The sequence below is a fragment of the Streptomyces herbicida genome (assembly GCF_032656585.1).
GTDB classification, from domain to species: Bacteria; Actinomycetota; Actinomycetes; order Streptomycetales; family Streptomycetaceae; genus Streptomyces; species Streptomyces herbicida.
In genome coordinates, this window is sequence record NZ_JAUYWJ010000021.1 from 76,468 (window position 1) to 102,342 (window position 25,875).

Here is a 25,875-nt window from a genome sequence, read left to right on the forward strand (position 1 = left end):
AGAGATCGTCGCCCCGTCGGGTGAACCTGGGTGGACCACCTTCTGACCGGCGGGCGAAGGCCTGCCGGAAGGCGAAAGCAGGGACGGCTCATGGCTACTTTGTGCAGACCCTCGGTGTCCGTACCAGAACACGTGATCACGATGGAGGACACGCTGGAGCTGGCGCGCGAGCGCCATGCGGACCACCCCCAGCTCCCGCTGGCCCTCCGGCTGATCGAGAACACTGGCGTCCGCACCCGGCACATCGTCCAGCCCATCGAGGAGACCCTGAAGCACCCCGGCTTCCAGGAGCGCAACAAGCTCTACGAGAGCGAGGCGAAGGCCCGGGTCCCCGCGGTCATCCAGCGAGCGCTCGACGACGCCGAGCTCCTGACCTCTGACATCGATGTCATCATCTACGTGTCGTGCACGGGCTTCATGATGCCCTCGCTGACCGCGTGGCTGATCAACGAGATGGACTTCCCGAGCACCACCCGGCAGCTGCCGATAGCCCAGCTGGGCTGCGCGGCCGGCGGTGCCGCCATCAACCGGGCGCACGACTTCTGCACGGCCTACCCCGGGGCCAACGCACTCATCGTGGCCTGCGAGTTCTGCTCGCTGTGCTACCAGCCCACCGACCTCGGCGTCGGCTCGCTGCTCTCCAACGGCCTGTTCGGCGACGGCGTCGCCGCGGCCGTGGTGCGCGGCAACGGCGGGACCGGCGTCCGGCTCGAACGCAACGGCTCGTACCTGATCCCCAAGACCGAGGACTGGATCGCGTACGACGTCCGGGCCACCGGCTTCCACTTCCTGCTGGACAAGCGGGTGCCCACCACCATGGAGCCGCTCGCCCCGGCGCTCCAGGACCTGGCCGGCGAGCACGGCTGGGACGCCTCCGACCTGGACTTCTACATCATCCACGCGGGCGGGCCCCGAATACTCGACGACCTCAGCAAGTTCCTGCAGGTCGACCCGCACGCGTTCCGGTTCAGCCGGGCCACCCTCACCGAGTACGGCAACATCGCCAGCGCGGTCGTGCTGGACGCACTGCGCCGGCTGTTCGACGAGGGCGGCGCCGACGACCGGGCGCGCGGACTGCTCGCCGGGTTCGGTCCCGGCATCACCGCGGAGATGACCGTCGGCCGCTGGGTCGGCACGGACGAAGCGACGCGATGATCGACGAGACGCTCATCGAGGTCCCGCCGCCGGTCCGGCACTGGCCGGCGGCCGACCTGGCCGGGGTGAATTTCGATCCGGTGCTGACCGAGCTGATGCACGAGGGCCCGGTCAGCCGGATCGAACTGCCCAACGGCGAGGGCTGGGCCTGGCTGCTCACCCGCTACGACGACGTGCGCATGGTGACCAACGATCCCCGGTTCAGCCGCGAGGCGGTCATGGACCACCCCGTCACCCGGCTCGCCCCGCACTTCATCCCGACCCGTGGCGCGGTCGGGTTCCTGGATCCGCCGGACCACACCCGGCTGCGCCGCGCGGTCGCGCCCGCGTTCACCGCGAAGGGTGTGGAACGGCTCCGCGCGAGGTCCCGGGTCCTGCTCGAGGAACTGGTCGACGAGCTCCTCCAGGACGGACCGCCCGCCGACCTCACCAGTGCCGTGCTCAGCCCCTTCCCCATCGCGGTGATCTGCGAGCTGATGGGCGTGCCGGCGGCCGACCGGCACAGCATGCACACCTGGACTCAGCTCATCCTGTCCTCCTCGCGGGGCAAGCGGGTCAGCGAGAGGGCCAGGAACGAGATGAGCGGCTACTTCCGCGACCTCATCCACCTGCGCATGGGCAGTTCGGCCGAGGACGTCACCTCACTGCTCGGCGCCGCCGTGGACCGCGGCGAGGTGACCTCGGAGGAGGCCACGGGGCTCGCGGTGCTGCTGCAGATCGGCGGCGAGGCGGTCACCAACAACAGCGGGCAGCTGTTCTACCTGCTGATGATCCGGCCCGATCTGGTGGAACAGCTGCGCACCCAGCCGGAGATCAGGCCGAAGGCCATCGACGAGCTGCTGCGGTACATCCCGCACCGCAACGCGGTCGGGCTGTCCCGGATCGCCACGCAGGACGTGGAGATCAGGGGCGCACGGATCCGGGCCGGCGACCCGGTGTACGTCTCCTACCTGGCCGCCAACCGCGACCCGGAGGTCTTCCCGGACCCGGAGACGATCGACTTCGCCCGCAGCCCCAACCCGCATCTGTCGTTCGGCTTCGGCCCGCACTACTGCCCCGGGGCCCAACTCGCCCGGCTGGAGTCCGAGCTGCTGGTCGACACACTGCTGAACCGGGTGCCCGGGCTGCGGCCGGCCGTGCCGCCCGACCAGGTGCCCTTCAAGAAGGGCGCGTTGATCCGTGGGCCCGAGGCCCTTCCCGTGACGTGGTGATTGGCGATGACGACGACCGAAGGACTGGCGGTACCCGAAGGACCCACGACCCGGACGGACGCGCCACCCCAGCAGGTGGCGCAGTCCGAGGGTCTGCTCGTGCCTCCGGGTCACGGCCGCGTCGTGCACACGCCCGCCCAGCGCGTGACGTTCAAGGTGACCGGCACGCACTCGCGGACGTCCTCCACCTTCGAGGTGGAGGTCCCACCGGGCTTCGACGTCGGCGCCCATGTGCACACGCGCAGCGAGGAGCTGTTCTACGTGCTGGACGGTGAGCTCGATGTGCTCGCCTTCGAGCCGCGTGTCCGCACACCCGACAACTGGCAGAAGTGGGAGTCGAGTTCGGGCAACCGCGTGGTCCGGGCAACCCCGGGCACGGTCATCGTCGTACCTCCCGGCTGTCCCCATGCCTTCGCCAACCCGACGGACACCCCCGCGAAGGTCTTCTTCCAGGCGTCCCCGCCCCCGGATCACGAGCGCTACTTCGAGGAGCTGCTGGAGATCCTGGGGAACGGGGGGCCACCCGACCACGAGGCGATCGAAGACCTGCGCCGGCGCTACGACATCGAACAGCTCACGCCGCTGAAGCACCGGTGACCGCCTGAAGCACCGGTGATGCCGCTACCGGATCGGCATCCCCGACAACGTACGGGCGATCACCAGCCGCTGGATCTCACTCGTCCCCTCGAAGATCGTGTAGATCGCGGCATCCCGGTGCATCCGCTCGACCGGATACTCCCGTGTGTAGCCGTTGCCGCCCAGGATCTGGATCGCCTGGGCGGTGACCTTCTTCGCGGTCTCGCTGGCGAACAGCTTGGACATCGAGCCCTCTGCCGCGGTGAACGGCTTGCCGTTCACCGCCATCCAGGAGGCACGCCACACGAGAAGACGCGCGGCGTCGATCTGCGTGCGCATGTCCGCGAGCTGGAAGGCGACACCCTGGTTGTCGATGACCGGCCGCCCGAACTGCTCACGGGTCATGGCGTAGTCGAGGGCCACCTCGTACGCGGCGCGGGCCGTGCCGACGGCCATCGCGCCGACCGCCGGCCGTGAAGCCTCGAACGTGGCCATCGCAGCGTTCTTCACCCTCTGGCCGCCCGCCTTGGCCTTCTCACGGGCCCGCGCGAGCCGCTCGTCCAGCTTCTCCTTGCCGCCGAGCAGGCAGGAGCCGGGGACGCGGACGTTCTCCAGAACGACCTCGGCGGTGTGCGAGGCGCGGATGCCGTGCTTCTTGAACTTCTGGCCCTGGGAGAGGCCGGGCGTGTTCGGCGGGACGATGAAGGAGGCGTGGCCCTTGGAGCCGAGGTGGGGGTCGACCACGGCGACGACCACATGGACGTTGGCGATGCCGCCGTTGGTCGCCCAGGTCTTCGTGCCGTTGATCACCCACTCGTCCTTGGCCTCGTCGTACACGGCACGCGTCCGCATGGAGCCCACGTCGGAGCCGGCGTCGGGCTCGGAGGAGCAGAAGGCCGCGACCTTGACCTCGTCGGGGTCGCCGTACATCTGGGGGATCCAGGTGCCGATCTGCTCCTCGGTGCCGTTGGCGAGGACGCCCACGGCGGCGAGACCGGTGCCGACGATCGAGAGCGCGATGCCCGCGTCCCCCCAGAACAGCTCCTCCATGGCCATCGGGATCCCGAGGCCGGTGGGGTCGAAGTACTGCTGGGCATAGAAGTCGAGAGAGTAGATACCGACCTTGGCGGCCTCCTGGATGACCGGCCAGGGAGTCTCCTCACGCTCGTCCCATTCGGCGGCCGCGGGGCGGATGACGTCGGCGGCGAAGCCGTGCAGCCAGTCCCGGACCTCCTTCTGTTCGTCGTTGAGCTCCATGGTGAACTCGGCCATGTCCCCTCCAGCGGCGGTACTTGCATGTTACTAGCGGTAACTTGAGTCTGTTACTGACGGGTAGGAAAAGTCAACTCCCGATGGCCTGTCGGCATCCCGTTCGATGTCAGGGGCTCGGTCAGTGTTAGTTTGCGCAGGCGTCACCGAAACAGCACGGGTGGGGAGAGCTCATGGACACCACACAGCGGACCGATCAGCAGAGGTCCGCCGACCGACGACGGCGCGAGCTGCTGGAGGCCGCCGACCGGGTGGTGCTGCGCGACGGCCCGCAGGCCTCGATGAACGCCATCGCCGCCGAGGCCGGCATCACCAAGCCCATCCTTTACCGCCACTTCGGCGACAAGGGCGGACTTTACGCCGCTCTCGCCACGCGGCACACCGACGCGCTGCTGGACTCGCTGCGGGCGGCGCTCGACGCCCCCGCCGAGCGGCGCGAGCGGGTCGAGGCCACGCTGGACACCTACCTCGCGGCGATCGAGGCACGGCCCCAGGTCTACCGCTTCCTGATGCACCCCGCGGACGGCGGCCAGGGCGGCGACCAGGGCTTCGACGTCGGCAAGCACTCCGCGCCACTGCTGCGCAGGATGGGCGAGGAGCTGGCCCAGGTCATCGAGGACCGGCTGGACCTCGGACCGGGAAGCCAGCAGCTGGCCCGGGTGTGGGGGCACGGGATCGTCGGCATGATGCACGCGGCGGGCGACTGGTGGCTGGGCGAACGGCCCTGCTCCCGCACGGAATTGGTGAAGAGCCTGGCCGACCTGCTGTGGGGACGGCTGGCGGCGGCGGGGGACAGGATGGGCGGCCCCGGGTTCTGACCCTCACCGGTGCCAGGAGGCCCGGCGCACCTGCCTCATCAGCCGGCGGTGGCGCCGGCCGGTGAGGCGCTCCGCGTACACCTGGCCCTCGAGGTGGTCGCACTCGTGCTGCAGGCACCTGGCGAAGAACCCCGTGCCATGAACGGTGACCGGCTCCCCGGTCACCGTGAAGCCCTCGACGACCGCATGGTCGTAGCGCTCGGTCCCCGCCTCCAGGCCCGGCAGGGACAGACAGCCCTCCGGCCCGCGGATCACCACACCGTCCGCCTCCACCAGCCGTGGATTCACCACATGTCCGAGATGTCGCACATCCTCGTCGTCCGGGCAGTCGTACACGAACACCCGCAAGGACTCCCCCACCTGGTTCGCGGCCAGGCCCACGCCCTGGGCCGCGTACATCGTGGCGAACAAGTCCTCCACCAGCCGGGAGAGTTCGGGACCGAAGTCGGTGACCTCCGCGCAGGGTGCGTGCAGCACCGGGTCGCCGAGCAGGGTGAGAGGCCGGACGCGCCCGCGGGCGCCCGGGATCGAGCCGTGTCGCATGGCGGCAAGGGTACGGTTCCCTCGGCGCATGTCCGCCGCGCAGGCGTGGGCCGGGATTCGGGTGTGCGAATGGATCTCGATAGGCTGAGGCCCACGCCACGTTGCCGAATGGCTGAGGCGCGGCGCGTACGCAAGGAGGATCGAGAACTGATGGCAGGCAACTCGGACCCGCTCACGCCGCGGGCCAAGCTCGCCGTGACCGCGGGCAAGGCGGTCGCGGCGGCGTCTCGCGCCGCGGGTCGCGGCAGCGGATCGGTGATCGGCGGCCGGGTCGCACTCAAACTCGACCCCGACCTGCTCGGCCGACTCGCCCAGAACCTGGACTGCGTCCTCGTCTCGGCGACCAACGGCAAGACCACGACCACCCGCCTCATCGCCGAGGCGCTGCGCGCCGCCGGCCCGGTCGTCTCCAACGCGCTCGGCGCCAACATGCCGGCCGGCATCACCTCGGCGCTCGCCGGCGGCTCGGACGCGAAGTTCGGCGTGATCGAGGTCGACGAGAAGTACCTCGCGGGCGTCGCCCGGGACACCTCCCCGAAGTGCATCGCGCTGCTCAACCTCTCCCGTGACCAGCTTGACCGCGCGGCCGAGACCCGCATGCTCGCGGAGAACTGGCGCGAGGGCCTGGCCGGCTCCAAGGCCGTGATCGTCGCCAACTGCGACGACCCGCTGGTGGTGTGGGCCGCGTCCTCCTCGCCCAACGTGATCTGGGTCGCAGCCGGCCAGATGTGGAAGGACGACGCCTGGTCCTGCCCGTCCTGCGGCGGCGTGATGCAGCGCCCCGGCGACGACTGGTACTGCGGCGAGTGCGGCTTCCGCCGCCCGGCGCCGAGCTGGGCGCTGTCCGGCGACCATGTCCTCGACCCGCACGGCTCGGCCTGGCCGATCCACCTCCAGCTGCCCGGCCGCGCCAACAAGGCCAACGCCGCGAGCTCCGCGGCCGTCGCCGCCGTCTTCGGCGTCCCGCCGCAGGTGGCCCTGGAGCGCATGTACCAGGTGCAGGCCGTCGCCGGCCGCTATGACGTCGTCCAGTACCAGGGCCGCGATCTGCGTCTGCTGCTGGCGAAGAACCCCGCCGGCTGGCTCGAGACGTTCTCCCTGATCGACCAGCCGCCGGCGCCGGTCGTGCTGTCCGTGAACGCACGCGGCGCCGACGGCACCGACACTTCCTGGCTGTGGGACGTCGACTACACCCGCCTGACCGGCCACCCGATCTTCGTGATCGGCGACCGGAAGCTGGACCTCGCGGTGCGTCTGGAAGTCGCGAACCAGCACTTCCAGGTCTGCGAGAACCTCGACCAGGCCGTTCAGCAGGCGCCGCCGGGCCGGATCGAGGTCATCGCGAACTACACCGCGTTCCAGGACCTGCGCCGGATCGTCGGCAACTGAACAGGGAGGACGATCACTTCATGAGCGACAACCAACTTCGGCTGGTGTGGATCTACCCGGACCTGCTCAGCACCTACGGCGACCAGGGCAACGCGCTGGTCGTGGAGCGGCGGGCGCGGCAGCGCGGCCTGGACGTGGCGCGGCTCGACGTGCGCAGCGACCAGCCGATCCCGACCTCCGGTGACATCTATCTGATCGGCGGCGGCGAGGACCGGCCCCAGCGGCTCGCGGCCGAGCGGCTGCGGCGCGACGGCCATCTGCACCGGGCGGTGGAGAACGGCGCGATCGTCTTCTCCGTCTGCGCCGGCTACCAGATCCTCGGCCACGAGTTCATCAACGACCTCGGACAGCGCGAGCCGGGCCTGGGCCTGCTCGACGTGGTGTCGGTGCGCGGCGAGGGCGAGCGGTGCGTCGGCGACGTCCTCGCGGACATCGACCCGCAGCTCGGCCTGCCCCAGCTGACCGGCTTCGAGAACCACCAGGGCGTCACCCACATCGGCCCCTCGGCCCGCCCCTTCGCCCAGGTCCGCAAGGGCCGGGGCAACGGCACCGGGGACGGCACGGAGGGCGCGTACAACGGGACGGTCTTCGGCACCTACATGCACGGGCCGGTCCTCGCCCGCAATCCGCAGATCGCGGACCTGATGCTGAAGCTGGCACTCGACGTCAACGCGCTGCCGCCGATCGACGACCGCTGGTACGAGGCGCTCCGCAATGAGCGCATCGCGGCTGCGCAGCAGCCTGCGTAGGTACAGCTGCGCAGCAGCCTGCGTAGGTACAGCTGCGCAGCAGCCTGCCTCACCGTTGCGTTCCAGAGGTACTGAAGGCGCCTTTTAGCGTCCTCCGGCATGGTCGTCACAGGGCCCGCCTGACAGGCCGTCCGCTCACATGTGCGGGCGCGTCCAGCAGGCGGACGCCCGCTACGGAGCCACCCCCAGACGCCGGTAGGGTGACCGGGTTCCAGCCGGACAGCGCGGTCCGGTCCCCGGCCCACGTTGAGAAGGTATTTCGGGCTATGCGCATTGGTGTCCTCACGTCCGGCGGCGACTGCCCCGGCCTGAACGCCGTCATCCGGTCCGTCGTGCACCGTGCCGTCGCCGACCACGGCGACGAGGTCATCGGTTTCAGGGACGGCTGGAAAGGCCTCCTGGAGTGCGACTACCTCAAGCTGGACCTGGACGCCGTGGGCGGCATCCTGGCCCGCGGCGGCACCATCCTCGGTTCCTCCCGGGTCCGCCCCGAGCACCTGCGGGACGGCGTGGCCCGGGCCAAGGGCCATCTCCGGGACCTGGGCCTGGACGCGATCATCCCGATCGGCGGCGAGGGCACGCTGAAGGCGGCCCGCCTCCTGTCGGACAACGGCCTGCCCATCGTGGGCGTGCCGAAGACCATCGACAACGACATCGCGGTCACGGACGTCACCTTCGGCTTCGACACGGCCGTGGGCGTCGCCACCGAGGCCCTGGACCGGCTCAAGACCACCGCCGAGTCCCACCAGCGCGTGCTGATCGTGGAGGTCATGGGCCGCCACACCGGCTGGATCGCGCTGCACTCCGGCATGGCGGCCGGCGCCCACGCCATCGTCGTGCCGGAACGCCCCTTCGACATCGAGGAATTGGCGAAGCGGGTCGGCGAGCGGTTCGAGGCGGGCAAGCGGTTCGCCATCGTCGTCGCCGCGGAGGGGGCCAAGCCGAAGGCCGGCAGCATGGAGTTCGATGAGGGCGGCAAGGACATCTACGGCCACGAGCGCTTCGCCGGGATCGCCCGCCAGCTCTCCGTCGAGCTGGAGGAGCGGCTGGGCAAGGAGGCGCGGCCGGTGATCCTCGGCCACGTGCAGCGCGGCGGGACGCCGACGGCGTACGACCGCGTACTGGCGACGCGCTTCGGCTGGCACGCGGTGGAGGCCGTGCACCGGGGCGAGTTCGGCCACATGACCGCGCTGCGGGGTACCGACATCGTGATGGTGCCGCTGGCGGAGGCCGTGGAGACGCTGAAGACGGTTCCTCAGGAGCGCTACGAAGAGGCCGAGTGCGTTCTGTAGGCCGGTAGGCCGCCTGTGCGCAAAACCGCCCCCGGTCACTGCAGTGACCGGGGGCGGTTCTAGTGTGGGTGCGGACAGACAGCTGTGGACAGACAGCGCACAACCCCACGAATCAGGAGCCGGCGGATGGATCACGGCGGGCACGGCATGACGATGGATCTGCCGCCGTTCACGCTGGGACGGGGTCTCGAGTGGTCGGCGGACCCGTTCTTCCTCATCGCCTGCCTGCTGGGCCTCGGGCTGTACGGCTGGGGTGTGGTGCGGCTGCGGCGGCGCGGTGACGCGTGGCCGGTGGGGCGGACCGTGTCCTATGCCCTCGGTGTGCTGACCATCATGCTGGTGATGTGCACCGGGCTGAACGACTACGGCATGGTGATGTTCAGCGTGCACATGGTGCAGCACATGGTGATCAGCATGCTGTCGCCGATCCTGATCCTGCTGGGCGCCCCGGTCACACTGGCGCTGCGCGCGCTGCCGGTCGCGGGCAGGGGCCGCAAGGGCCCCCGCGAACTGCTGCTGGCGCTGCTGCACAGCCGCTACATGCGGGTCGTCACGCACCCGGGGTTCACGATCCCGATGTTCATCGCGAGCCTGTACGCGCTGTACTTCACACCGCTCTTCGACTTCCTGATGGGGTCGAAGGCGGGGCACATCGCGATGATGGTGCACTTCCTGGCCGTGGGCGTGGCGTTCTTCTGGCCGATCATCGGCGTGGACCCGGGCCCGCACCGGCCCGGCCATCTGATGCGGATGCTGGAGCTGTTCGCGGGCATGCCGTTCCACGCCTTCTTCGGAATCGCGCTGATGATGGCGTCGACCCCGATGGTCGAGACGTTCAAGAACCCGCCCGCCTCGCTCGGCATCGAGGCCCTCTCCGACCAGAGCGCGGCCGGCGGCATCGCCTGGGCCTTCAGCGAGATCCCGTCCGTCCTGGTGCTGATCGCGCTGCTCTTCCAGTGGTACAGCTCCGAGCAGCGGCAGGCCAAGCGCAAGGACCGCGCGGCCGACCGGGACGGGGACAAGGAACTCGAGGCGTACAACGCCTATTTGGCCTCATTGAACGCACGTGAGAGCTGACGCGACCCGAAGGGGTTTTCCTTCAGTAGCATAAAGTGCGATGGGGGAACCGCCCCGGGGGGAGCGGTAATGACAATTCGCGCTTTTTTGCACAAGGGCTGCGCGCTGCTGGTTTTCCTGCTGGTCCTCAGCGGGTGCGGCCGGGGCGCACAGCTTTCCGTGGTGAAGGCCGTCGCCACCGGGGTTCCGGCACTGGCGCCGTTCTTCACCGAGGGCCAGGGCCTCGGCCATGACGCCGAAGTGCGCTCGCTGCCGGTGCACGGCACGCTGCAGCAGGGGGACACGCCCGGTCTGTACGGGGGTTCGCGGCAGCCGACGGTCTGTGACGTGGAGAAGCTGAAGAAATTCCTCACGGCTCCCGGTAATCACCGGAAGGCACAGGCGTGGGGCGGTGTCCTGGGAATCCGCACGGAAGAGATTCCGGATTATCTGGACCGGCTCACACCCGTTCTGCTGCGTCACGACACCCTCGTGCGGAACCACGATTACAAGAAGGGGAATGCAGCCCCCTTCAACTCCCTTCTCCAGGCGGGAATCGCGATTCTCGTGGACGCGCAGGGGCAACCCGCGGTGAAGTGCTCATGCGGAAACCCACTGCGCCCCTTCGCGGGGGACGCGGGGCGGATCAGGGTCGACTTCGAGCACGGCAACAGGAAGTGGCGGGGGTACGACCCGTCCGAGGTGACCGCCGTACGGGCCGCGCCCCGCAGGCTGGAGCGGCTCGCCCTCGTCGACGTCGACGATCCCGACCGGGGCATCCGGCGGCCGGTCGGCACGGCGGGCACGGACGACACCGCGTTCGACACACGCGAGCGGCACACGGTCCCGGACCTCGTCGGGGCGGACTTCGCAAAGGCGAGCCGGCTGCTGTCCGACGCCGAACTGGCGGCCGCGTACGACGGGCAGGGGCTGCCGCCGGACGACGCCCGGGTCACGGCATCGGATCCACCGGCCGGGACCGAGCTGCGGTTCGGCCAGTACGTGACGGTGCAGGTGGCCGGAGGGACGAGCGACGGCCGGACCGTGCCGGTCACTCCGGCGGGCGGGCCGGGCTCGGAGCCCAACGGGACACCGCCGTCGCCGTCGTCGTCGGGGGGCTCGCCTCCGGCGTCCTCGGGCTCGTCGAGCGGTGGTCCGGGACCGTCGCCCTCCGCGCCTTCCTCGCCCCCGTCGTCGCCGGCCCCATCGTCGTCGCCGCCGGCCCCATCGTCCTCACCGCTGTCACCGTCGTCACCGCTGTCGCCGTCGTCGCCTCCATCGGTCTCCTCGCCCGCGTCGAGAACATCGCCCGCCACCGGCCCGACGAGCGGCAGCGCTCCGCCGCCGGGCGACTCGGTCACCAGCGCCGGGCCCGCCACGAGCGGCCCGGCCACCGGCGGGCCCACCGCGAGCGCGACGTAACGCCGAACCCGGGAGTCACCGGATGCCACAAGGATCACCGACGTCGGGAGTGGGCCGGGTCGTCGCCGGCCGGTATCTGCTGCTGAACCGGCTCGGCAGCGGCGGCATGGGACATGTGTGGCTCGCCCACGACCGGAGACTGGACTGCGAGATCGCCCTCAAGGAGATCGTGTTCCGGGAGCCGGGAGAGCCCGAGCGGGAGCGGACGGCCCGGGTCGCACGGGCCCGTGCGGAGGCCCGGCACGCGGCCGGGCTGCGCGGCCACCCGCATGTGGTGACCGTGCACGACGTGCTGGAGCACGAGGGGCTGCCGTGGATCGTCATGGAGTATGTGGCGTGCGCGGTCGACCTGCGTGAGCTGGTGGGCCGACGCGGCCCGCTGCCGCCGGCCGAGTGCGCGCGCGTCGGGCTGGCCGTGCTCGACGCGCTGACCGCGGGGCACGAGCGGGGCGTCATGCACCGGGACGTGAAGCCGGCGAACATCCTGCTCGCCCCGGACCGCACGGGAGCGCCGCACGCCCGGGTGCTGCTCACGGACTACGGGATATCGGTGCAGCCGGACGCCGGTGAGACGCGGTACACGCTGGCGTCGGTGCTGGTGGGCACGGCGGGCTATCTGGCCCCCGAGCGCGCGACGGGCGGGCCTCCGGCACCGGCCGCCGATCTGTTCTCGCTGGGCTGCACGCTCTACCACGCGGTGGAGGGGCGGAGGCCGTTCGAGCGGGCCTCGCACCTCGCGGAGATCACCGCGGTGGTGATGGAGGAACCGCCGGCGCCGGTGCGGGCGGGCGCGCTGGGGCCGGTGCTGCTGAAGATGCTCACGAAGGATCCGGCGGTGCGGATCCCGGCGGCGGAGGCGGAGGCCGCGCTGTCCCTGATCGTGGCCCCGCAGTCGGAGCCGTACGCCCGGACACGGACCGATCCTGGCTCGGTACCGCCGTGGGGCGGGGCTCCGGGCCGGCACGAGGACCCGGCCGCCCTCGCGCCCGGACACGCCCCCGGCCGACCCGACGCGGGACCGGTGCCACCCCCGAACCCCTGGCCCAGCCCCGAGCCCCGGCCCGCACCCGCACCCGCACCCGCACCCGCACCACCCGTACTCGCACCGGATCTCCGGCCCGCCTCCGCTCCCCCGCCCGGCCCCCGCCCCCACGGGCTCCCCCGCCCCGTGCGTGCCGCGATCGCCTCCGGGCTCGGGCTGGTGCTCGCCCTGGCCGGTGTCTGGTGGGCCGTGGCCCAGCGGGCGGCCGACAGGACGGGGCCCCCGTACGGCACGGCCGTCGGGCTTGCGCATCCACTCAAGGACGGGGACTGCGTCCTCGCCGACTGGCCCGGCGCGGCGCGCTTCCAGGGCACTCCGCACCTGACCGTCGATCCGACGTGCCACGACAAGGCGCCCGACGGGCAGGTGATGGGGTTCGTGCCGGCCTCGTCCGCGGCCGAGGCGCGCGGCGCGGGTCCCGCCGGGTGCGCGGAACGGACCCGGGAACTGCGCGGGAAGCTCGCCGATGTGCGTGAGCTGGCCGTCGTACCGACCGAGGCGGGGTTCGAGGCGTCCGGGCGGCGCACCGCGTGCCTGCTGCTCGGCGCGCACGGGCCGGTGTACGGGCCGCTCGGCGGTCGTCGCAGGCAGGGTGAGGCCTTCACGGACACCGCCACCATGCAGAGACGGGACTGTCTGCGGGCGCCCTCACCACGAGACGCCCGGCTGGTCCCCTGCTCGGGCCCGCACGACCAGGAAGTGCTCGGGTTCACCCGGCTCGGGGCCGGTGTCACGCTCGCCCGGGCGCGTACCGCCTCGGACCCGGCCTGCGCACGGGACGTACCCCCGGGCGACTACGGATTCGATCCCTCCGTGTACCGGGCCGCTTCCTGGACGAGCGAGGGTCCCTGGAAGTCGGGCACGCATTTCGTCGTCTGCACCGTGCGGAAGCAGAACGGGGGCACCATGGAGGGAGCCGAACCATGAGGAGGGTGTCGCGATGCCCGGTTCTACGAACGGTTCCACGAAGGCGATGGGGGTGCTCACCGTCGGCGGACTCGTCGTGGTGACGGCGTACACGGTGGCGCTGGGGAGCAATGGCTGGCTGTGGTTCGGATGGGTGGTGCTGGGGCTGCTCACGCTCGCGATGATCGCCACCCAGAGCACCTGAGACCCACTCGCGGAGCACCTGAGACTCACTCGGCGGCGAGGCGGCCCGCCGAGTGCACTCCCGGCTGGTACTTCGGCAGCCGGGCGGTGATCTTCATGCCCGCTCCGGCCGCGGTCTCGATGACGAGGCCGTGGTCGTCGCCGTACACCTGGCGGAGCCGGTCGTCGACGTTGGACAGGCCGATGCCGCCGGAGGGGCTGATCTCGCCGGCGAGGATGCGGCGCAGCAGCTCGGGGTCCATGCCGACGCCGTCGTCCTCGATGACGACGAGTGCCTCGGCGCCGGCGTCCTGCGCGGTGATCTGGATGTGGCAGGCGTCGGCCTTGCCCTCCAGGCCGTGCTTGACGGCGTTCTCGACGAGCGGCTGCAGACACAGGAACGGCAGCGTGACCGGCAGTACCTCCGGCGCGATCTGCAGGGTGACGGAGAGTCGGTCGCCGAAGCGGGCCCGCACGAGCGCCAAGTAGTGGTCGATGGCGTGGAGTTCGTCGGCGAGAGTGGTGAAGTCGCCGTGCCTGCGGAACGAGTAGCGGGTGAAGTCGGCGAACTCCAGCAGGAGTTCGCGGGCCCGCTCGGGGTCGGTGCGGACGAACGAAGCGATCACCGCGAGCGAGTTGAACACGAAGTGCGGTGATATCTGGGCACGCAGGGCCTTGATCTCGGCCTCGATGAGCTTGGTCCGGGACTGGTCGAGGTCGGCGAGCTCCAGCTGGACGCTCACCCAGCGGGCCACCTCGCCGGCCGCCCGTACCAGCACGGCGGACTCGCGCGGCGCGCAGGCCACGAGCGCGCCGTGTACCCGGTCGTCGACGGTGAGCGGGGCGACCACGGCCCAGCGGGCCGGGCAGTCGGGGGTCTCGCAGGTCAGCCGGAAGGCCTCGCCGCGGCCGCTCTCCAGCGGTCCGGCCAGCCGTTCCATGATTTCGGTGCGGTGATGGCCGCCCACCCCGTCCCAGACCAGCACCCGCTCCCGGTCGGTGAGGCACAGCGCGTCCGTGCCGAGCAGCGAGCGCAGTCTGCGGGCCGATCTGCGCGCGGTCTCCTCCGTGAGGCCCGCCCGCAGCGGGGGCGCGGCGAGCGAGGCGGTGTGCAGGGTCTGGAAGGTGGCGTGCTCGACGGGCGTGCCGAGGCCGCCGAGGCTCTCCGGCCGTGCCGTGCGCCGCCCGAGCCAGAAGCCGGCGGCCAGCAGCGGGAGCACGGCGACACACAGACCCGCGAGGAAGCCGCTCACGCCTTTGCCTCCGCCCACAGTTCCTCGGGCAGGTGGAAGCGCGCCAGGATCGCCGCCGTCCCGGCCGGCACCCGTGCCGCGGTGGCCAGGGACACCAGCACCATGGTGAGGAAGCCCAGCGGGACCGACCACAGCGCGGGCCAGGCGAGCAGGGCGTGCAGCGCGCCGGTGCCGGGGACGCCCGCCATGGTGACGGCCACGGCGAGGAACGCGGAGCCGCCGCCCGCCAGCATGCCCGCGGCCGCGCCGGGCGGGGTCAGCCGCCGCCACCAGATGCCGAGGACGAGCAGCGGGCAGAAGGAGGAGGCCGAGACGGCGAAGGCCAGCCCGACCGCGTCCGCGACCGGCAGACCGCCGACCAGCACGCTCGCGGCCAGCGGTACGGCCATGGCGAGCACGGTGCCGAGCCGGAAGTGCCGCACCCCGCGCGACGGGAGGACGTCCTGGGTGAGCACTCCGGCGACCGCCATGGTCAGCCCGGAGGCGGTGGACAGGAACGCGGCGAAGGCACCGCCGGCCACCAGTGCGCCGAGCAGGTCACCGCCGAGTCCCCCGATCATCCGGTCGGGCAGCAGGAGCACGGCGGCGTCCGCGTCACCGGTGATCGTGAGTTCGGGGGCGTAGATCCTGCCCAGGGCGCCGTACAGGGGCGGGAGCAGGTAGAAGCCGCCGATCAGCGCCAGCACGGCCACCGTGGTGCGGCGGGCGGCGACGCCGTGCGGGCTGGTGTAGAAGCGGACGACGACGTGGGGCAGGCCCATGGTGCCGAGGAAGGTGGCGAGGATGAGTCCGTAGGTGGCGTAGAGCGGGCGTTCCTGGCGGCTCTCGGCGAGCGAGGTGGACATGCCGCCGTTGGTGCCGCGGCCGGCCACGGGGACCGGGGTGCCCCGGGCGAAGGTCAGTCGGGTGCCGGCGGCGATGCGGTGGGTGCCCTCGGGGAGGGTGAGCCGGGTGCCGTCCTGCGGCCGGCCGTCGACCGTGCCGGTGACCGTGGCCGTGAGCGGGCGGTGGAGTTCGAGTTCGAGGCTGTCCTGGACGCGGACGGTGCGCTGTTCGCGGAAGGCCGCGGGTTCGTCGAAGGTGTGGTGGGGTGCGCCGTCGCTCTGCCAGGCGAGGACCAGGAAGAGTGCGGGGACGAGGAGGGCGGTGAGCTTGAGCCAGTACTGGAAGGCCTGGACGAAGGTGATGCTGCGCATGCCGCCCGCGGCGACGGTCGCCACGACGACCACGGCCACGATGAGTCCGCCGAGCGGGTCGGGCGCGCCGGTGAGCACCGCCAAGGTGAGCCCGGCGCCCTGGAGCTGGGGCAGCAGATAGAGCCAGCCGACCCCGACGACGAAGGCTCCCGCGAGCCGCCGCACCGCCTGCGAGGCGAGCCGGGCCTCCGCGAAGTCGGGCAGGGTGTAGGCGCCGGAGCGGCGCAGCGGGGCGGCGACGAACAGAAGCAGCACCAGATAACCGGCGGTGTAGCCGACCGGATACCAGAGCATGTCCGGGCCTTGGACCAGGACGAGTCCCGCGATGCCCAGGAAGGAGGCGGCGGACAGGTACTCGCCGCTGATCGCGGCCGCGTTGAGGCGGGGGCCGACGGTGCGCGAGGCGACGTAGAAGTCTGAGGTGGTGCGCGAGACCCGCAGGCCGAAGGCGCCGACGAGGACGGTGGCCACGACGACCAGGGCGACGGCGGGCACCGCATAGCTCGAGTTCATCGGTCCTCGACGAGGCGGACGAGGTCCCGTTCGTTGCGTTCGGCGCGGCGCACGTACCAGCGGGCGAGCAGGATCAGCGGGGCGTACAGGCAGAAGCCGAGCACCAGCCATTCGAGGCGGCGCCGGTCGGGGGCGGCCGCGAAGACCAGCGGGAGCGGGCCGATGAGCAGCACGAGGACCGCGAACACCGCGAGGGCGGCGCGCAGTTGAGTGCGCATCAGCGAGCGGACGTAGGTGTGGCCGAGGGTGGTCTGCTCGTCGATCTCGGTGCGCGGCCGGTAGTAGCCGGAGGCATGGGGGTACCGCCCGCGCGAGCGTGGCCGAGCGTGGGCGAGGGTGCGGCGGGGCGGTCCGGTGACGACGACTCGGCGCTCGGTGGGCTCCACGTCGGCCTCCTCTATCCCGCGGTCCGGCGCATCAGCAGGTCCCGCAGTTCGCGCGCGTGCCGACGGCTGACCTGGAGCTCCTCGGTGCCGACCAGCACGCTCACCGTGCCCGCGTCCAGGCGGAGTTCGCCGATGTGGCGCAGGGCGACGAGATGGCGGCGGTGGATGCGGACGAAGCCGCGTGAGTGCCAGCGGTCCTCCAGGGTGGACAGCGGGATGCGGACGAGGTGGCTGCCGCGGCCGGTGTGCAGACGGGCGTAGTCGCCCTGGGCCTCGACATGGGTGATGTCGTCGACGGCGACGAAGCGGGTCACGCCGCCGAGTTCCACGGGTATGTGGTCGGGGTCGGGTTCGTGGACGGTGATCCGCGCGGCGGCACCGCGCAGCTCGGCGGCCCGGCGTACGGCCTCCGCGAGCCGTTCCTTGCGTACGGGTTTGAGGACGTAGTCGACGGCCTTGAGGTCGAAGGCGCGTACGGCGAAGTCCTCGTGCGCGGTGACGAAGACGACCAGCGGCGGGCGGGCGAAGCCGGTGAGCAGCCGAGCCATCTCCAGGCCGTCGAGGCCGGGCATCTGGATGTCGAGGAAGACGACGTCGATGGCCTCGGGGCCGTGCGGTCCGGACTCCAGGGCGCGGGTGATGCGGCGCAGCGCCTCGGTCGCGTCGCCGGCGCCCTCGACGCTGCTGATCCGCGGGTCGGCGCGCAGCAGGTAGAGGAGTTCCTCCAGTGAGGGGCGTTCGTCGTCGACGGCGAGGGCGCGCAGCATGAACGTGGAGTGTAGGAGCAATCCGCACGGCAGGACATGTGCCGGGCGTGGACGTTCGCGCTGGATACAGTGCCGACATGAACAGCACGACCGCCGCGTTCGACGAGCTCGACCGGAAGATCATCACAGCGCTGATGGCGAACGCCAGGACGAGCTTCGCCGAGATCGGGGCGGCCGTCGGTCTGTCGGCGACCGCCGTCAAGCGGCGGGTCGACCGGCTCCGCGAGACGGGTGTGATCACCGGGTTCACGGCGACGGTGAAGCCGTCGGCGCTCGGCTGGCGCACGGAGGCGTACGTCGAGGTGTACTGCGAGGGCGCGGCCCCGCCCCGGCGCCTCGCGGAGGTGGTCCGCAATTATCCGGAGATCACGGCCGCGATGACGGTGACCGGCGGCGCGGACGCTCTGCTGCATGTGCGGGCGCGGGACGTGGAGCACTTCGAGGAGGTGCTGGAACGGATCCGGGTGGAGCCGTTCATCCGGAAGACGATCAGCGTGATGGTCCTCTCCCACCTGCTGCCCGAGAGCCCGGAGGCGGGCGCCACCCACGCGGTTCCGGAATAAACCTCACGGCACGCAGCAGTCGTGCGTCCTGCCCCGACACAACGCAGCATTCCTGCGCACATAAGCAGCTGTCGTTTCTTGTCGTCCTTCCCCGTCACTTCCTACCTTGGTGTCAACCCCCAGTCGACACCGCAGGAAAGCGGAGGAACACCTCTGTGCCCGAAAGCCGTGTGCCGCGCTCCCGGCGCTTCCTCGTCTGCGAACCCAGACACTTCGCCGTGCAGTACGCGATCAACCCTTGGATGCAGCCCGATTCCCAGGTCGACGTGGACCTGGCCCAGGAGCAGTGGCAGGCACTGATCAGCGCCTACCGTGCACACGGGCACTGCGTCGACACCGTGGAGCCGGTCGCCGGTCTCCCCGACATGGTCTTCGCCGCGAACTCCGCGGTCGTCGTCGGCGGCCGCGTCTTCGGCTCCCTCTTCCACGCGGCCGAGCGCCGTCCGGAGTCGAGCCACTACGACACGTGGTTCAAGGCGGCCGGTTTCGACGTCTACCGTCCCGAAGCGGTGTGCGAGGGCGAGGGCGATCTGGTCCCGACCGGCCGGTACGTGCTGGCCGGCACCGGGTTCCGGACGACCCGCGAGGCGCACCGCGAGGTGCAGGAGTTCTTCGGCGTGCCGGTGATCAGCCTGACGCTGGTGGACCCGTACTTCTACCACCTGGACACGGCGCTGTTCGCCCTCGACGACGACAACATCGCGTACTACCCGGAGGCCTTCTCGCCGGGCAGCCGCGAGGTACTGGCGCGCCTGTACCCCGACGCGGTGCTGGCCACCCGCGAGGACGCGATGACGTTCGGTCTGAACTCCGTCTCCGACGGACGTCACGTCTTCATCGCGCCGCGGGCCGAGCATCTGGCCTCGCGGCTGGCCGACCACGGCTATGTTCCCGTCCCCGTCGACCTGTCGGAGTTCCACAAGGCCGGCGGCGGCATCAAGTGCTGCACCCAGGAGATCCGCTCATGACCGCCCCCACCGGGACGACCGCCCGCACCCGTACCTCCGCCGACCTGATCCGCGCGGAGGAGCCGGTTCTCGCGCACAACTACCACCCCCTGCCGGTGGTCGTCGCCCGTGCCGAGGGCACCTGGGTGGAAGACGTCGAGGGCCGCCGCTACCTCGACATGCTGGCCGGCTACTCGGCCCTCAACTTCGGCCACCGCCATCCGGCCCTGGTGGAGGCGGCCCACCGCCAGCTCGACCGGCTGACCCTCACCTCGCGTGCCTTCCACAACGACCAGCTCGCCGAATTCGCCGAGCGGCTGTCCGAGTTGACCGGTCTCGACATGGTGCTGCCGATGAACACCGGCGCCGAGGCGGTGGAGAGCGGTATCAAGGTGGCCCGCAAGTGGGCGTACGAGGTCAAGGGCGTCCCCGCCGACCGGGCCACGATCGTGGTCGCGGCGGAGAACTTCCACGGCCGTACCACGACGATCGTCAGCTTCTCCACCGACGAGACGGCCCGCGCGGGCTTCGGCCCCTTCACGCCCGGCTTCCGGGTCGTGCCCTACAACGACCTCGCCGCGCTGGAGGCGGCCGTCGACGAGACGACGGCCGCGGTGCTGATCGAGCCGATCCAGGGCGAGGCCGGGGTGATCATCCCGGACGAGGGCTACCTCGCCGGTGTGCGCGAGCTGACCCGCCGCAAGGGCTGTCTGTTCATCGCGGACGAGATCCAGTCCGGCCTGGGCCGCACCGGCCGTACCCTCGCCGTCGAGCACGAGCAGGTCGTGCCGGACGTGCTGCTGCTCGGCAAGGCGCTGGGCGGCGGCATCGTGCCGGTGTCGGCGGTGGTGGCCCGGCGTGACGTGCTGGGCGTGCTGCGGCCGGGCGAGCACGGCTCGACGTTCGGCGGCAACCCGCTCGCGGCCGCGGTAGGCACGGCGGTGGTCGAGCTGCTGGAGTCGGGTGAGTTCCAGCGCCGGGCCGCCGAGCTGGGTGTGATCCTGCGGGACGGGCTGTCGACGCTGGTCGGCAAGGGCGTGGTCGGCTTCCGCTCGCGCGGGCTGTGGGCGGGCGTCGACGTCGACCCGGCCATCGGCACCGGTCGTGAGGTGAGCGAGGGCCTGATGCGGGAGGGCGTCCTGGTCAAGGACACCCATGGCTCCACCATCCGGCTGGCCCCGCCGCTGACCATCACCGGCGAGGAGCTGCGGTCCGCGCTGGACGCGCTGGAGAAGGTCCTGACCCAGGGCCGCTGAACCCCGGGGCAGGGGCCGGCGTGGCGCCGGCCCCTGCCCGTCCGGCTCAGCTCTTGCCGAGAAGCCGGTTCATCTCCTTGATCTCCGCGTTCTGCGCGGTGACGATGTCGTCGGCCATGCCGGTGGCGGGGCCGTACTCGCCCTTGGTCTTCTCGGTGGTGGCCATCTCGACGGCGCCCTTGTGGTGGTCGACCATCATGGTCAGGAACATCGTGTCGAAGTCCTTGCCGGTGGCCTTCTTCAGCGCGGTCATGTCCTCGGTGCTCATCATCCCGGCCATGCCGGAGTGACGGGAGTGGTCCATCCCGGACATGGGCATCTCCTCGCCCCAGGCCTTCAGCCAGCCGGTCATGCTGCTGATCTCCGGGTCCTGCGCCTTCTCGATGCGGGCCGCGAGGTCCTTGACCCGGGCGGACGAGGCGCGAGAGGAGGCGAGGCGGGCCATCTCCAGGGCCTGCTGGTGGTGCGGGATCATGCCCTGCGTGAAGGAGACGTCCTGGGCGTTGTGGGCACTGGCGCCGGCCTGCCCGCCCGGGGTCGCCGAGGCGCCGTGACCGGTGTGGCCGGCGCTGTCGCCGCCATCACCGCCACAGGCGGCGAGGACGAACGCGGCGGTGGCGGTGGCCGCGACGAGGGCGGCACGGCGCGCGAGGGTACGAGTGGTCATGCGTGAACTCCTGCTGTGCAAAAGGGATGAGGGCACGTCGTGGACCGCTCCCGGCCGATCGCCGGTGCGGTCTTCGCGGCCTCTAGATCCGCAGGAGTTGGAGTTCCGCCAGGGACGGTGGCGCCCGGGCGCCGTCCGGCGCCTTCGCGGCACGGAAGCACACGGAGTCGGCCCGCACGGGCGCGGTCACCGGGTCGGGAACGAGCGCGGGCGGCTCCGGTCCCCCGCTCACGGCGCCGGAGGCGCAGGTCGCGTCGGCGTGCTTGAGATGGTGTCCGCCGCAGTGGCCGTCGCCGGGGCAGTCGTCGGCCGCGGTGGCCTCGGCCGTCATGTGCACGGCGTGAGCCCGCTCCGCGTGGCCCGTGGCACCGCCGGGGGCCAGGGCGTGCATGCCGAGGAGACCGGCCAGCAGCCCCAGCACGAGCAGCGCCCGCCATCGCCCCAGAGGCGATCGCACGGAGGACTGCTCGGCTCGGTTCATCGGGCTCATCCTAAGCAGAGCCACGCCGTCGCGTTCGGCGGGGTGCATCCGCACGGGAAGCGGAGGACCACGATCGGGTGATAAGCGCCGTCGGACGCCTTCCCTCGCGCGCCGCACGGGAACACCTTGGAGTGGCTTGCACTTTGCCGACCATCCTCGTCGCCCGAGCGGGTACGGCGCTCACGCCCGGTCGTCGGGACCGAGGAGCTCGCTTCCTGGGAGAGCCATGGCCGAGCGGTCCGTACAGGACGAGGAGCGCCGTGGGACGGCCACGTCTTCGCACAGCGAGGGGCCGTCGCCCGGCGCAGGGTCCGCCCGCGGCGCAGGTTCCGCCCGCGGCGCGGGAACCAGGCTCGGACCCGGCACTCAGGAGCTGAGGATCGCCACGGCCATGACCGGTGGCGTGAGCCTGGCGGTCTGGATGGGCGGTGTGGCCCGCGAGCTGAACCTGCTGCAGCAGGCGGCGTGGTGGCGCAACGCCCTCCCCGAGAGCGCCCGCCTTCCCGCACCGACGGCCACGGCAGGGGCCGACGAGCGGGCCAAGGTCCTGTACCTGCGGCTCCTCGACCTGCTGGACACCACCGTCTCCATCGACATCCTCTCCGGCACCAGCGCGGGCGGCATCAACGCCGCGCTGCTGGGACTGGCCCGCGCGAGATCCTGGGACCTCGGACCACTGCGCGACTTCTGGCTGAAGTCCGGCGCGTTCGAGACATTGCTGCGCGACCCCACGGAGAAACAGCCGCCGTCGCTGCTGCAGGGCGACGGCGTCCTGTTCCAGGAACTCGTCCACGGCATCGACGAGTTGGACCTCGCGGCCCGCTCCGGCCCGCCGCCGCCCGGCACCGTGTCCCACGACGTCACCGGCGAGACGCAGGTCTTCATCACCACCACACTGCTCACCGGGGAGACCGGACGGTTCACCGACTCCTACGGCACCCAGGTCCAGGACGAGGACCACCGGGGCCTGTTCGTCTTCGACGAGGACAGCCTGCGCAGCTGGGACGGCACACAGGCCGTGGCGCTGGCGGCGCGCAGCAGCGCCTCCTACCCCGGCGCGTTCGAACCCTCGTACCTGCCGTACGAGAACCCGGTCGCGGGGAAGCCGGGCGCCCCGGCGCGTCCCTCGATGAAGAAGTACGCCAACATCACCCGCCCGCACTGGGCCGCCGACGGCGGGCTGCTGGCGAACCGCCCGATCAGGCCGCTGCTGCGGGCCGTCTTCGACCGCCCGGCCGAACGTCAGGTGCGGCGCGTCATGCTCTACGTGGTCCCCACCTCGGGCGGCGCACCCGACCCCCGTGCCACGCCGGCCCCGGAGACCTTCGCGCAGCCGTGGCCCCTGGGCGCGGCCCTCATGAAGGACCTCGGCGCCGCGCTCAGCCAGTCCATCAGCGCCGAGCTGACCGAACTGCGCGACCACAACGACCGTATGGACGCCCTCCGCGACACCCGGCGCCGCATGGCCGAGCTGGGCGGCCAGGGCCGCAGGGCCGTCGCGGCGCTGACCGGCTGCCGGGAGCGGCTCGCCGCGGCGGGTGGGTCCGCCGTCGAGGACGGTGCGCCGGACTCCGCCGTGTTCGCGTTGCTGACCGGGCCGATGCGCGACGACTTCCGCACCCGTGAGGGCGCCTTTCTGGCCCGGCCGGTGATCACCGCTCTCATGCGCGCCCTGACCACCCGCCCGGCCGAGGCGCTCGCCCCCGAATGGCTGAGCGCGCTGGCGCCGGGACGCGGCACCGAACAGGACTGCCGGGACGCCGCGGTGGCCGCGGTGACGGCGGACTGGACCTTCCCGAAACCGGGTGACGCGGGCGACACGCTGTACGAACGGCTGGCCCGATTCGGTGTGGCCCCGTTCAACGGCGCCAAGGCGACGGTGCTCGGCATGCTCCGGGAGGCGTACGTCTGCTGCCGGGAGCAGCGCCCGGCGCTCGCCGCGGTCGTACGCCAGGTGCACCAGGCGTTCGAACCGGCCGAGCCGCCGGACGTGGAGGACCTCGTCGAGAAGACGCTGGACAAGGGGCAGGCCACCCATGCCGCCCTCGGCACGGTGGCGGCCGGGGCTATGACGGCGTACTGGAACCGGCGCAACGAACCGGCTCCGGCCACGCTGCCCGGCGGCACGGACGATCCCTCCCTCAAGGGCGGCTGGGCCCGGCTCGCGGCCGCCGTGGTCGGGCTGCGGGAGCTGATCCCGGCACCGGTCCTCGCGCCGCCGTCCATCGGTGCGCTGCCCCCGCCCACCACGTCCGAGGGGCGACGGCAGCGAGCGGCCGAGGAGCTCCGCGCCTACTTCGGCTTCCTGCCCGAGGATCCCGACGGCATCGCTCTCGGCCTGTTCGACCTGCACGTGGCGACGCGTTCCGTGCTGCCCGTGGGCACGGAGGTCGAGCAGCCCATCGAGCTGGTCCTGGTCAGCGCGGACACTCGGTGTGCGCTCGCGCCCCGCCGCACGACCGCCGCATCGAAGCTCACCGGGCTGCAGCTGCACCACTTCGGCGCCTTCTACAAGTCCTCCTGGCGGGCCAACGACTGGACCTGGGGGCGGCTGGACGGCGCCGGCTGGCTGGTGCACCTGCTGCTGGACCCGCGGCGCATCCTCACCGTCGTGCAGGACGCCGAGGTCGGCGGCAGCCGACGGGCGTGGTTCTACGATCGGCTGCGCGAGCTGTTCGGCGGCGGTGCGGACCCGGACGAGGTCATCGGGGTGGCCGCCGACGGCAGCGACATCCGGCTGACCCGGCAGGCGGTCTTCACCGAGCTGCGCTTCCTGGACGACATCACGGCGCGCGTCCCGACGAGCCTGCCGCTGACCTCGATGTGGGTGGCGCGGAGCTGGCAGAAGTGCATCACCGAGGTCGAACTGCCGGTGCTCGCACGGGAGATGCTCAGCACGCCGTCCACCCGCGCGCACCCGTGGGCGGCCCAGGTGCTCGACGCGGCGGGCAGCCCCGCAAGGGCCCAGGCGGCGGCCCGGGCCGCCGTGGCCGCGGTCATGGACGGCAACTGGACGGCCGAGCAGCGCCGGCTGATCGAAAGCGAGCGGCGGGCCGCGGAGGCCGATCACCGCGCCGCCGAACCGACGCAGCCGGCCGCCGAAGCCGAACGCCGGACGGCGGGAGCTGCGCAGCGGACCGCCGGACCGGAACGGGAGACGGGTGGACCGGAGCAGCCACCCGGTGGACCGGCGCAGCCACCCGGTGGACCGGCGCAGCAAGCCGACGGACCCGTGGGGCACGCCGGTGTACGAGCGCACCTGGCCGGTGTATCGGTGCAGCGAACCGACGGCCGCAAACCGCCGACCGGCGGATCGGCGCGGCCGGTCGACGGTGCGGTCACCGCCGCCGCCCCGGACGCCCTCGCCGCCCTGCTCGCGACCTGCCCCGTGCCCGACGAGACGTTCGACGGCGAGCTGGGGCAGCCGTTGCTGACCCGTACGGCCGGAAAGGCGGCCGCCGTGGCCGCCTCGGCGGTGTCCGGTTTCCCCCGGATCCCCGCGCCGCTGAAACCCTTCCTCGCCTCGGCCCGTACCGTCACCCTCGCCGGCTACCGCGCCTCCTCCCTCACCCGCGGCCGCGCCCGCACGCTGATCCTCACCGGCCTCGCGGCGCTGGCGGTGGGTGTCCTCTCGATGATCCAGCGGGCCACCTGGCTCGGCCTCACCGGCACGGTCGTCGCCCTCATCGGCGGCTATCTCGTCGCCCTCGGTACCTACTCCCACTGGCGCAAGGTGCTGGTCGCCACGGGAGCCATCACCGTCGTCGTGGCGGTGTTCCTCCTCGGCTGCCCGGTCGGCCGCCGAGTGCTGTTCGGCACCGGGGGCCAGGACATCGGCGTGGTCGGCCGGGACGTACTGCCCTGGCTGCGCGCACCGTGGTGGCACCCGCTCGTCGCCCTGGGCGCGATCGCGGTCCTGGCCGTCCTGATCAGCGGCCTGGTCCAAGCCGCCTGGCGGAGCATCAGGGGCCGTGCGGACAGGACGAATGCCCGCCCGGTGCCCCCGGCGGAGACACGATGAGCACCGGACGCCACGGCGGCAAGACCGGCGCGTCTGCCAGTCCCCGCAATGATCACGCCAGGCTGCGGCATCGGGTTGCCGCACCACCGCCCGAGCCAGCAGTGTGGTCCGGCGGCGGGCGTCCGCGACTGTTCCGGCTCACTGCGCCTGCACATACACTGGCACCCCATCACATGCCGGTTGACCTGCGAGAACTCGGTGACCCAGGCGATCC

General features: G+C 71.7%; 23 protein-coding genes. 15 read left to right on the forward strand and 8 right to left on the reverse strand.

Annotated elements, in window-relative coordinates; all coding sequences use genetic code 11:
- Nucleotides 1-90: 90 nt before the first annotated feature.
- From Q8A52_RS35610 to Q8A52_RS35620, 3 genes are all read left to right on the forward strand, one after another.
- Nucleotides 91-1,155 (forward strand): type III polyketide synthase, encoded by a 1,065-nt coding sequence (locus tag Q8A52_RS35610; protein WP_316759116.1) that lies wholly within the window; start codon nt 91-93, stop codon nt 1,153-1,155.
- Nucleotides 1,152-2,366: a cytochrome P450 gene (locus Q8A52_RS35615; RefSeq protein WP_316759120.1), complete on the forward strand. Its 1,215-nt coding sequence runs from the start codon at nt 1,152-1,154 to the stop codon at nt 2,364-2,366. Before Q8A52_RS35610 ends, Q8A52_RS35615 begins: the two co-directional genes overlap by 4 nt.
- Before the next feature lie 75 nt (nt 2,367-2,441).
- Nucleotides 2,442-2,963, forward strand: a complete 522-nt coding sequence (locus Q8A52_RS35620) for a cupin domain-containing protein (RefSeq protein ID WP_316759348.1) — start codon at nt 2,442-2,444, stop codon at nt 2,961-2,963.
- 24 nt (nt 2,964-2,987) lie between these two features.
- Here Q8A52_RS35620 and Q8A52_RS35625 read toward each other — a convergent pair whose 3' ends face one another.
- Nucleotides 2,988-4,214 (reverse strand): acyl-CoA dehydrogenase family protein, encoded by a 1,227-nt coding sequence (locus Q8A52_RS35625; RefSeq protein ID WP_316759123.1) that lies wholly within the window; start codon nt 4,212-4,214, stop codon nt 2,988-2,990.
- A gap of 170 nt (nt 4,215-4,384) precedes the next feature.
- Between Q8A52_RS35625 and Q8A52_RS35630 the strand changes: the two genes are divergently transcribed.
- Nucleotides 4,385-5,029 carry a TetR family transcriptional regulator gene (locus tag Q8A52_RS35630; protein WP_316759125.1) on the forward strand — a complete coding sequence of 215 codons (645 nt, stop codon included), beginning with the start codon at nt 4,385-4,387 and terminating at the stop codon, nt 5,027-5,029.
- A 3-nt stretch (nt 5,030-5,032) separates the two neighbouring features.
- Here Q8A52_RS35630 and def read toward each other — a convergent pair whose 3' ends face one another.
- Nucleotides 5,033-5,572: a peptide deformylase gene (def, locus tag Q8A52_RS35635; protein WP_316759128.1), complete on the reverse strand. Its 540-nt coding sequence runs from the start codon at nt 5,570-5,572 to the stop codon at nt 5,033-5,035.
- Between the two features lie 150 nt (nt 5,573-5,722).
- Here def and Q8A52_RS35640 point away from each other — a divergent pair, with 150 nt between their 5' ends.
- From Q8A52_RS35640 to Q8A52_RS35670, 7 genes are all read left to right on the forward strand, one after another.
- Nucleotides 5,723-6,961 carry a MurT ligase domain-containing protein gene (locus Q8A52_RS35640; protein WP_316759131.1) on the forward strand — a complete coding sequence of 413 codons (1,239 nt, stop codon included), beginning with the start codon at nt 5,723-5,725 and terminating at the stop codon, nt 6,959-6,961.
- Nucleotides 6,962-6,981: 20 nt separating this feature from the next.
- On the forward strand, nt 6,982-7,710 hold the full coding sequence (locus tag Q8A52_RS35645) for a type 1 glutamine amidotransferase (protein ID WP_316759133.1): 729 nt from the start codon (nt 6,982-6,984) through the stop codon (nt 7,708-7,710).
- A gap of 266 nt (nt 7,711-7,976) precedes the next feature.
- The gene (locus Q8A52_RS35650; RefSeq protein WP_316759135.1) at nt 7,977-9,002 is read left to right on the forward strand and encodes a 6-phosphofructokinase; all 1,026 of its coding nucleotides are present in this window, start codon (nt 7,977-7,979) and stop codon (nt 9,000-9,002) included.
- 126 nt (nt 9,003-9,128) lie between these two features.
- The gene (locus Q8A52_RS35655) at nt 9,129-10,079 is read left to right on the forward strand and encodes a cytochrome c oxidase assembly protein (protein ID WP_316759137.1); all 951 of its coding nucleotides are present in this window, start codon (nt 9,129-9,131) and stop codon (nt 10,077-10,079) included.
- Between the two features lie 69 nt (nt 10,080-10,148).
- Nucleotides 10,149-11,480, forward strand: coding sequence for a PASTA domain-containing protein (locus Q8A52_RS35660; RefSeq protein ID WP_316759140.1), 1,332 nt, complete (start codon nt 10,149-10,151; stop codon nt 11,478-11,480).
- Nucleotides 11,481-11,502: 22 nt separating this feature from the next.
- Complete coding sequence (locus Q8A52_RS35665) at nt 11,503-13,449, forward strand: serine/threonine-protein kinase (RefSeq protein ID WP_316759142.1); 1,947 nt, start codon at nt 11,503-11,505, stop codon at nt 13,447-13,449.
- Nucleotides 13,450-13,462: 13 nt separating this feature from the next.
- Nucleotides 13,463-13,633: a hypothetical protein gene (locus Q8A52_RS35670; RefSeq protein ID WP_263206127.1), complete on the forward strand. Its 171-nt coding sequence runs from the start codon at nt 13,463-13,465 to the stop codon at nt 13,631-13,633.
- A 25-nt stretch (nt 13,634-13,658) separates the two neighbouring features.
- Here Q8A52_RS35670 and Q8A52_RS35675 read toward each other — a convergent pair whose 3' ends face one another.
- Genes Q8A52_RS35675 through Q8A52_RS35690 form a run of 4 tightly spaced genes read right to left on the reverse strand, consistent with a single transcriptional unit; the run spans nt 13,659 to nt 17,726 of the window.
- Entirely contained in the window at nt 13,659-14,864 is a 1,206-nt protein-coding gene (locus Q8A52_RS35675; protein ID WP_316759146.1) for a sensor histidine kinase, read from the reverse strand.
- On the reverse strand, nt 14,861-16,573 hold the full coding sequence (locus Q8A52_RS35680) for a sodium/solute symporter (RefSeq protein WP_316759149.1): 1,713 nt from the start codon (nt 16,571-16,573) through the stop codon (nt 14,861-14,863). Before Q8A52_RS35680 ends, Q8A52_RS35675 begins: the two co-directional genes overlap by 4 nt.
- Complete coding sequence (locus Q8A52_RS35685; protein WP_316759152.1) at nt 16,570-16,959, reverse strand: hypothetical protein; 390 nt, start codon at nt 16,957-16,959, stop codon at nt 16,570-16,572. Before Q8A52_RS35685 ends, Q8A52_RS35680 begins: the two co-directional genes overlap by 4 nt.
- Before the next feature lie 11 nt (nt 16,960-16,970).
- Entirely contained in the window at nt 16,971-17,726 is a 756-nt protein-coding gene (locus Q8A52_RS35690; RefSeq protein ID WP_316759155.1) for a LytR/AlgR family response regulator transcription factor, read from the reverse strand.
- Nucleotides 17,727-17,803: 77 nt separating this feature from the next.
- Here Q8A52_RS35690 and Q8A52_RS35695 point away from each other — a divergent pair, with 77 nt between their 5' ends.
- From Q8A52_RS35695 to rocD, 3 genes are all read left to right on the forward strand, one after another.
- Nucleotides 17,804-18,289, forward strand: a complete 486-nt coding sequence (locus Q8A52_RS35695; RefSeq protein ID WP_316759156.1) for an Lrp/AsnC family transcriptional regulator — start codon at nt 17,804-17,806, stop codon at nt 18,287-18,289.
- Nucleotides 18,290-18,444: 155 nt separating this feature from the next.
- Nucleotides 18,445-19,257: a dimethylargininase gene (ddaH, locus tag Q8A52_RS35700; RefSeq protein ID WP_316759159.1), complete on the forward strand. Its 813-nt coding sequence runs from the start codon at nt 18,445-18,447 to the stop codon at nt 19,255-19,257.
- Nucleotides 19,254-20,492 (forward strand): ornithine--oxo-acid transaminase, encoded by a 1,239-nt coding sequence (gene rocD, locus Q8A52_RS35705; RefSeq protein WP_316759162.1) that lies wholly within the window; start codon nt 19,254-19,256, stop codon nt 20,490-20,492. The genes ddaH and rocD overlap by 4 nt, the downstream gene beginning before the upstream one ends.
- Before the next feature lie 46 nt (nt 20,493-20,538).
- On the opposite strand, the gene Q8A52_RS35710 is transcribed toward rocD, so the two are convergent.
- On the reverse strand, nt 20,539-21,159 hold the full coding sequence (locus Q8A52_RS35710) for a DUF305 domain-containing protein (RefSeq protein WP_316759165.1): 621 nt from the start codon (nt 21,157-21,159) through the stop codon (nt 20,539-20,541).
- Nucleotides 21,160-21,241: 82 nt separating this feature from the next.
- A complete protein-coding gene (locus tag Q8A52_RS35715) occupies nt 21,242-21,640 on the reverse strand; it encodes a DUF6153 family protein (protein WP_316759169.1) in 399 nt (132 codons plus the stop codon).
- A gap of 226 nt (nt 21,641-21,866) precedes the next feature.
- Between Q8A52_RS35715 and Q8A52_RS35720 the strand changes: the two genes are divergently transcribed.
- Nucleotides 21,867-25,661 carry a patatin-like protein gene (locus Q8A52_RS35720; RefSeq protein WP_316759172.1) on the forward strand — a complete coding sequence of 1,265 codons (3,795 nt, stop codon included), beginning with the start codon at nt 21,867-21,869 and terminating at the stop codon, nt 25,659-25,661.
- Nucleotides 25,662-25,875: the final 214 nt, after the last annotated feature.

Coding starts and splice junctions, on each gene's coding strand:
- Q8A52_RS35610 (WP_316759116.1), top strand. CDS start 91: ATGGCTACTTTGTGCAGACCCTCGGTGTCCGTACCAGAACACGTGATC.
- Q8A52_RS35615 (WP_316759120.1), top strand. CDS start 1,152: ATGATCGACGAGACGCTCATCGAGGTCCCGCCGCCGGTCCGGCACTGG.
- Q8A52_RS35625 (WP_316759123.1), bottom strand. CDS start 4,214: ATGGCCGAGTTCACCATGGAGCTCAACGACGAACAGAAGGAGGTCCGG.
- Q8A52_RS35630 (WP_316759125.1), top strand. CDS start 4,385: ATGGACACCACACAGCGGACCGATCAGCAGAGGTCCGCCGACCGACGA.
- def (WP_316759128.1), bottom strand. CDS start 5,572: ATGCGACACGGCTCGATCCCGGGCGCCCGCGGGCGCGTCCGGCCTCTC.
- Q8A52_RS35640 (WP_316759131.1), top strand. CDS start 5,723: ATGGCAGGCAACTCGGACCCGCTCACGCCGCGGGCCAAGCTCGCCGTG.
- Q8A52_RS35645 (WP_316759133.1), top strand. CDS start 6,982: ATGAGCGACAACCAACTTCGGCTGGTGTGGATCTACCCGGACCTGCTC.
- Q8A52_RS35650 (WP_316759135.1), top strand. CDS start 7,977: ATGCGCATTGGTGTCCTCACGTCCGGCGGCGACTGCCCCGGCCTGAAC.
- Q8A52_RS35655 (WP_316759137.1), top strand. CDS start 9,129: ATGGATCACGGCGGGCACGGCATGACGATGGATCTGCCGCCGTTCACG.
- Q8A52_RS35660 (WP_316759140.1), top strand. CDS start 10,149: ATGACAATTCGCGCTTTTTTGCACAAGGGCTGCGCGCTGCTGGTTTTC.
- Q8A52_RS35665 (WP_316759142.1), top strand. CDS start 11,503: ATGCCACAAGGATCACCGACGTCGGGAGTGGGCCGGGTCGTCGCCGGC.
- Q8A52_RS35670 (WP_263206127.1), top strand. CDS start 13,463: ATGCCCGGTTCTACGAACGGTTCCACGAAGGCGATGGGGGTGCTCACC.
- Q8A52_RS35680 (WP_316759149.1), bottom strand. CDS start 16,573: ATGAACTCGAGCTATGCGGTGCCCGCCGTCGCCCTGGTCGTCGTGGCC.
- Q8A52_RS35690 (WP_316759155.1), bottom strand. CDS start 17,726: ATGCTGCGCGCCCTCGCCGTCGACGACGAACGCCCCTCACTGGAGGAA.
- Q8A52_RS35695 (WP_316759156.1), top strand. CDS start 17,804: ATGAACAGCACGACCGCCGCGTTCGACGAGCTCGACCGGAAGATCATC.
- rocD (WP_316759162.1), top strand. CDS start 19,254: ATGACCGCCCCCACCGGGACGACCGCCCGCACCCGTACCTCCGCCGAC.
- Q8A52_RS35710 (WP_316759165.1), bottom strand. CDS start 21,159: ATGACCACTCGTACCCTCGCGCGCCGTGCCGCCCTCGTCGCGGCCACC.
- Q8A52_RS35715 (WP_316759169.1), bottom strand. CDS start 21,640: ATGAACCGAGCCGAGCAGTCCTCCGTGCGATCGCCTCTGGGGCGATGG.
- Q8A52_RS35720 (WP_316759172.1), top strand. CDS start 21,867: ATGGCCGAGCGGTCCGTACAGGACGAGGAGCGCCGTGGGACGGCCACG.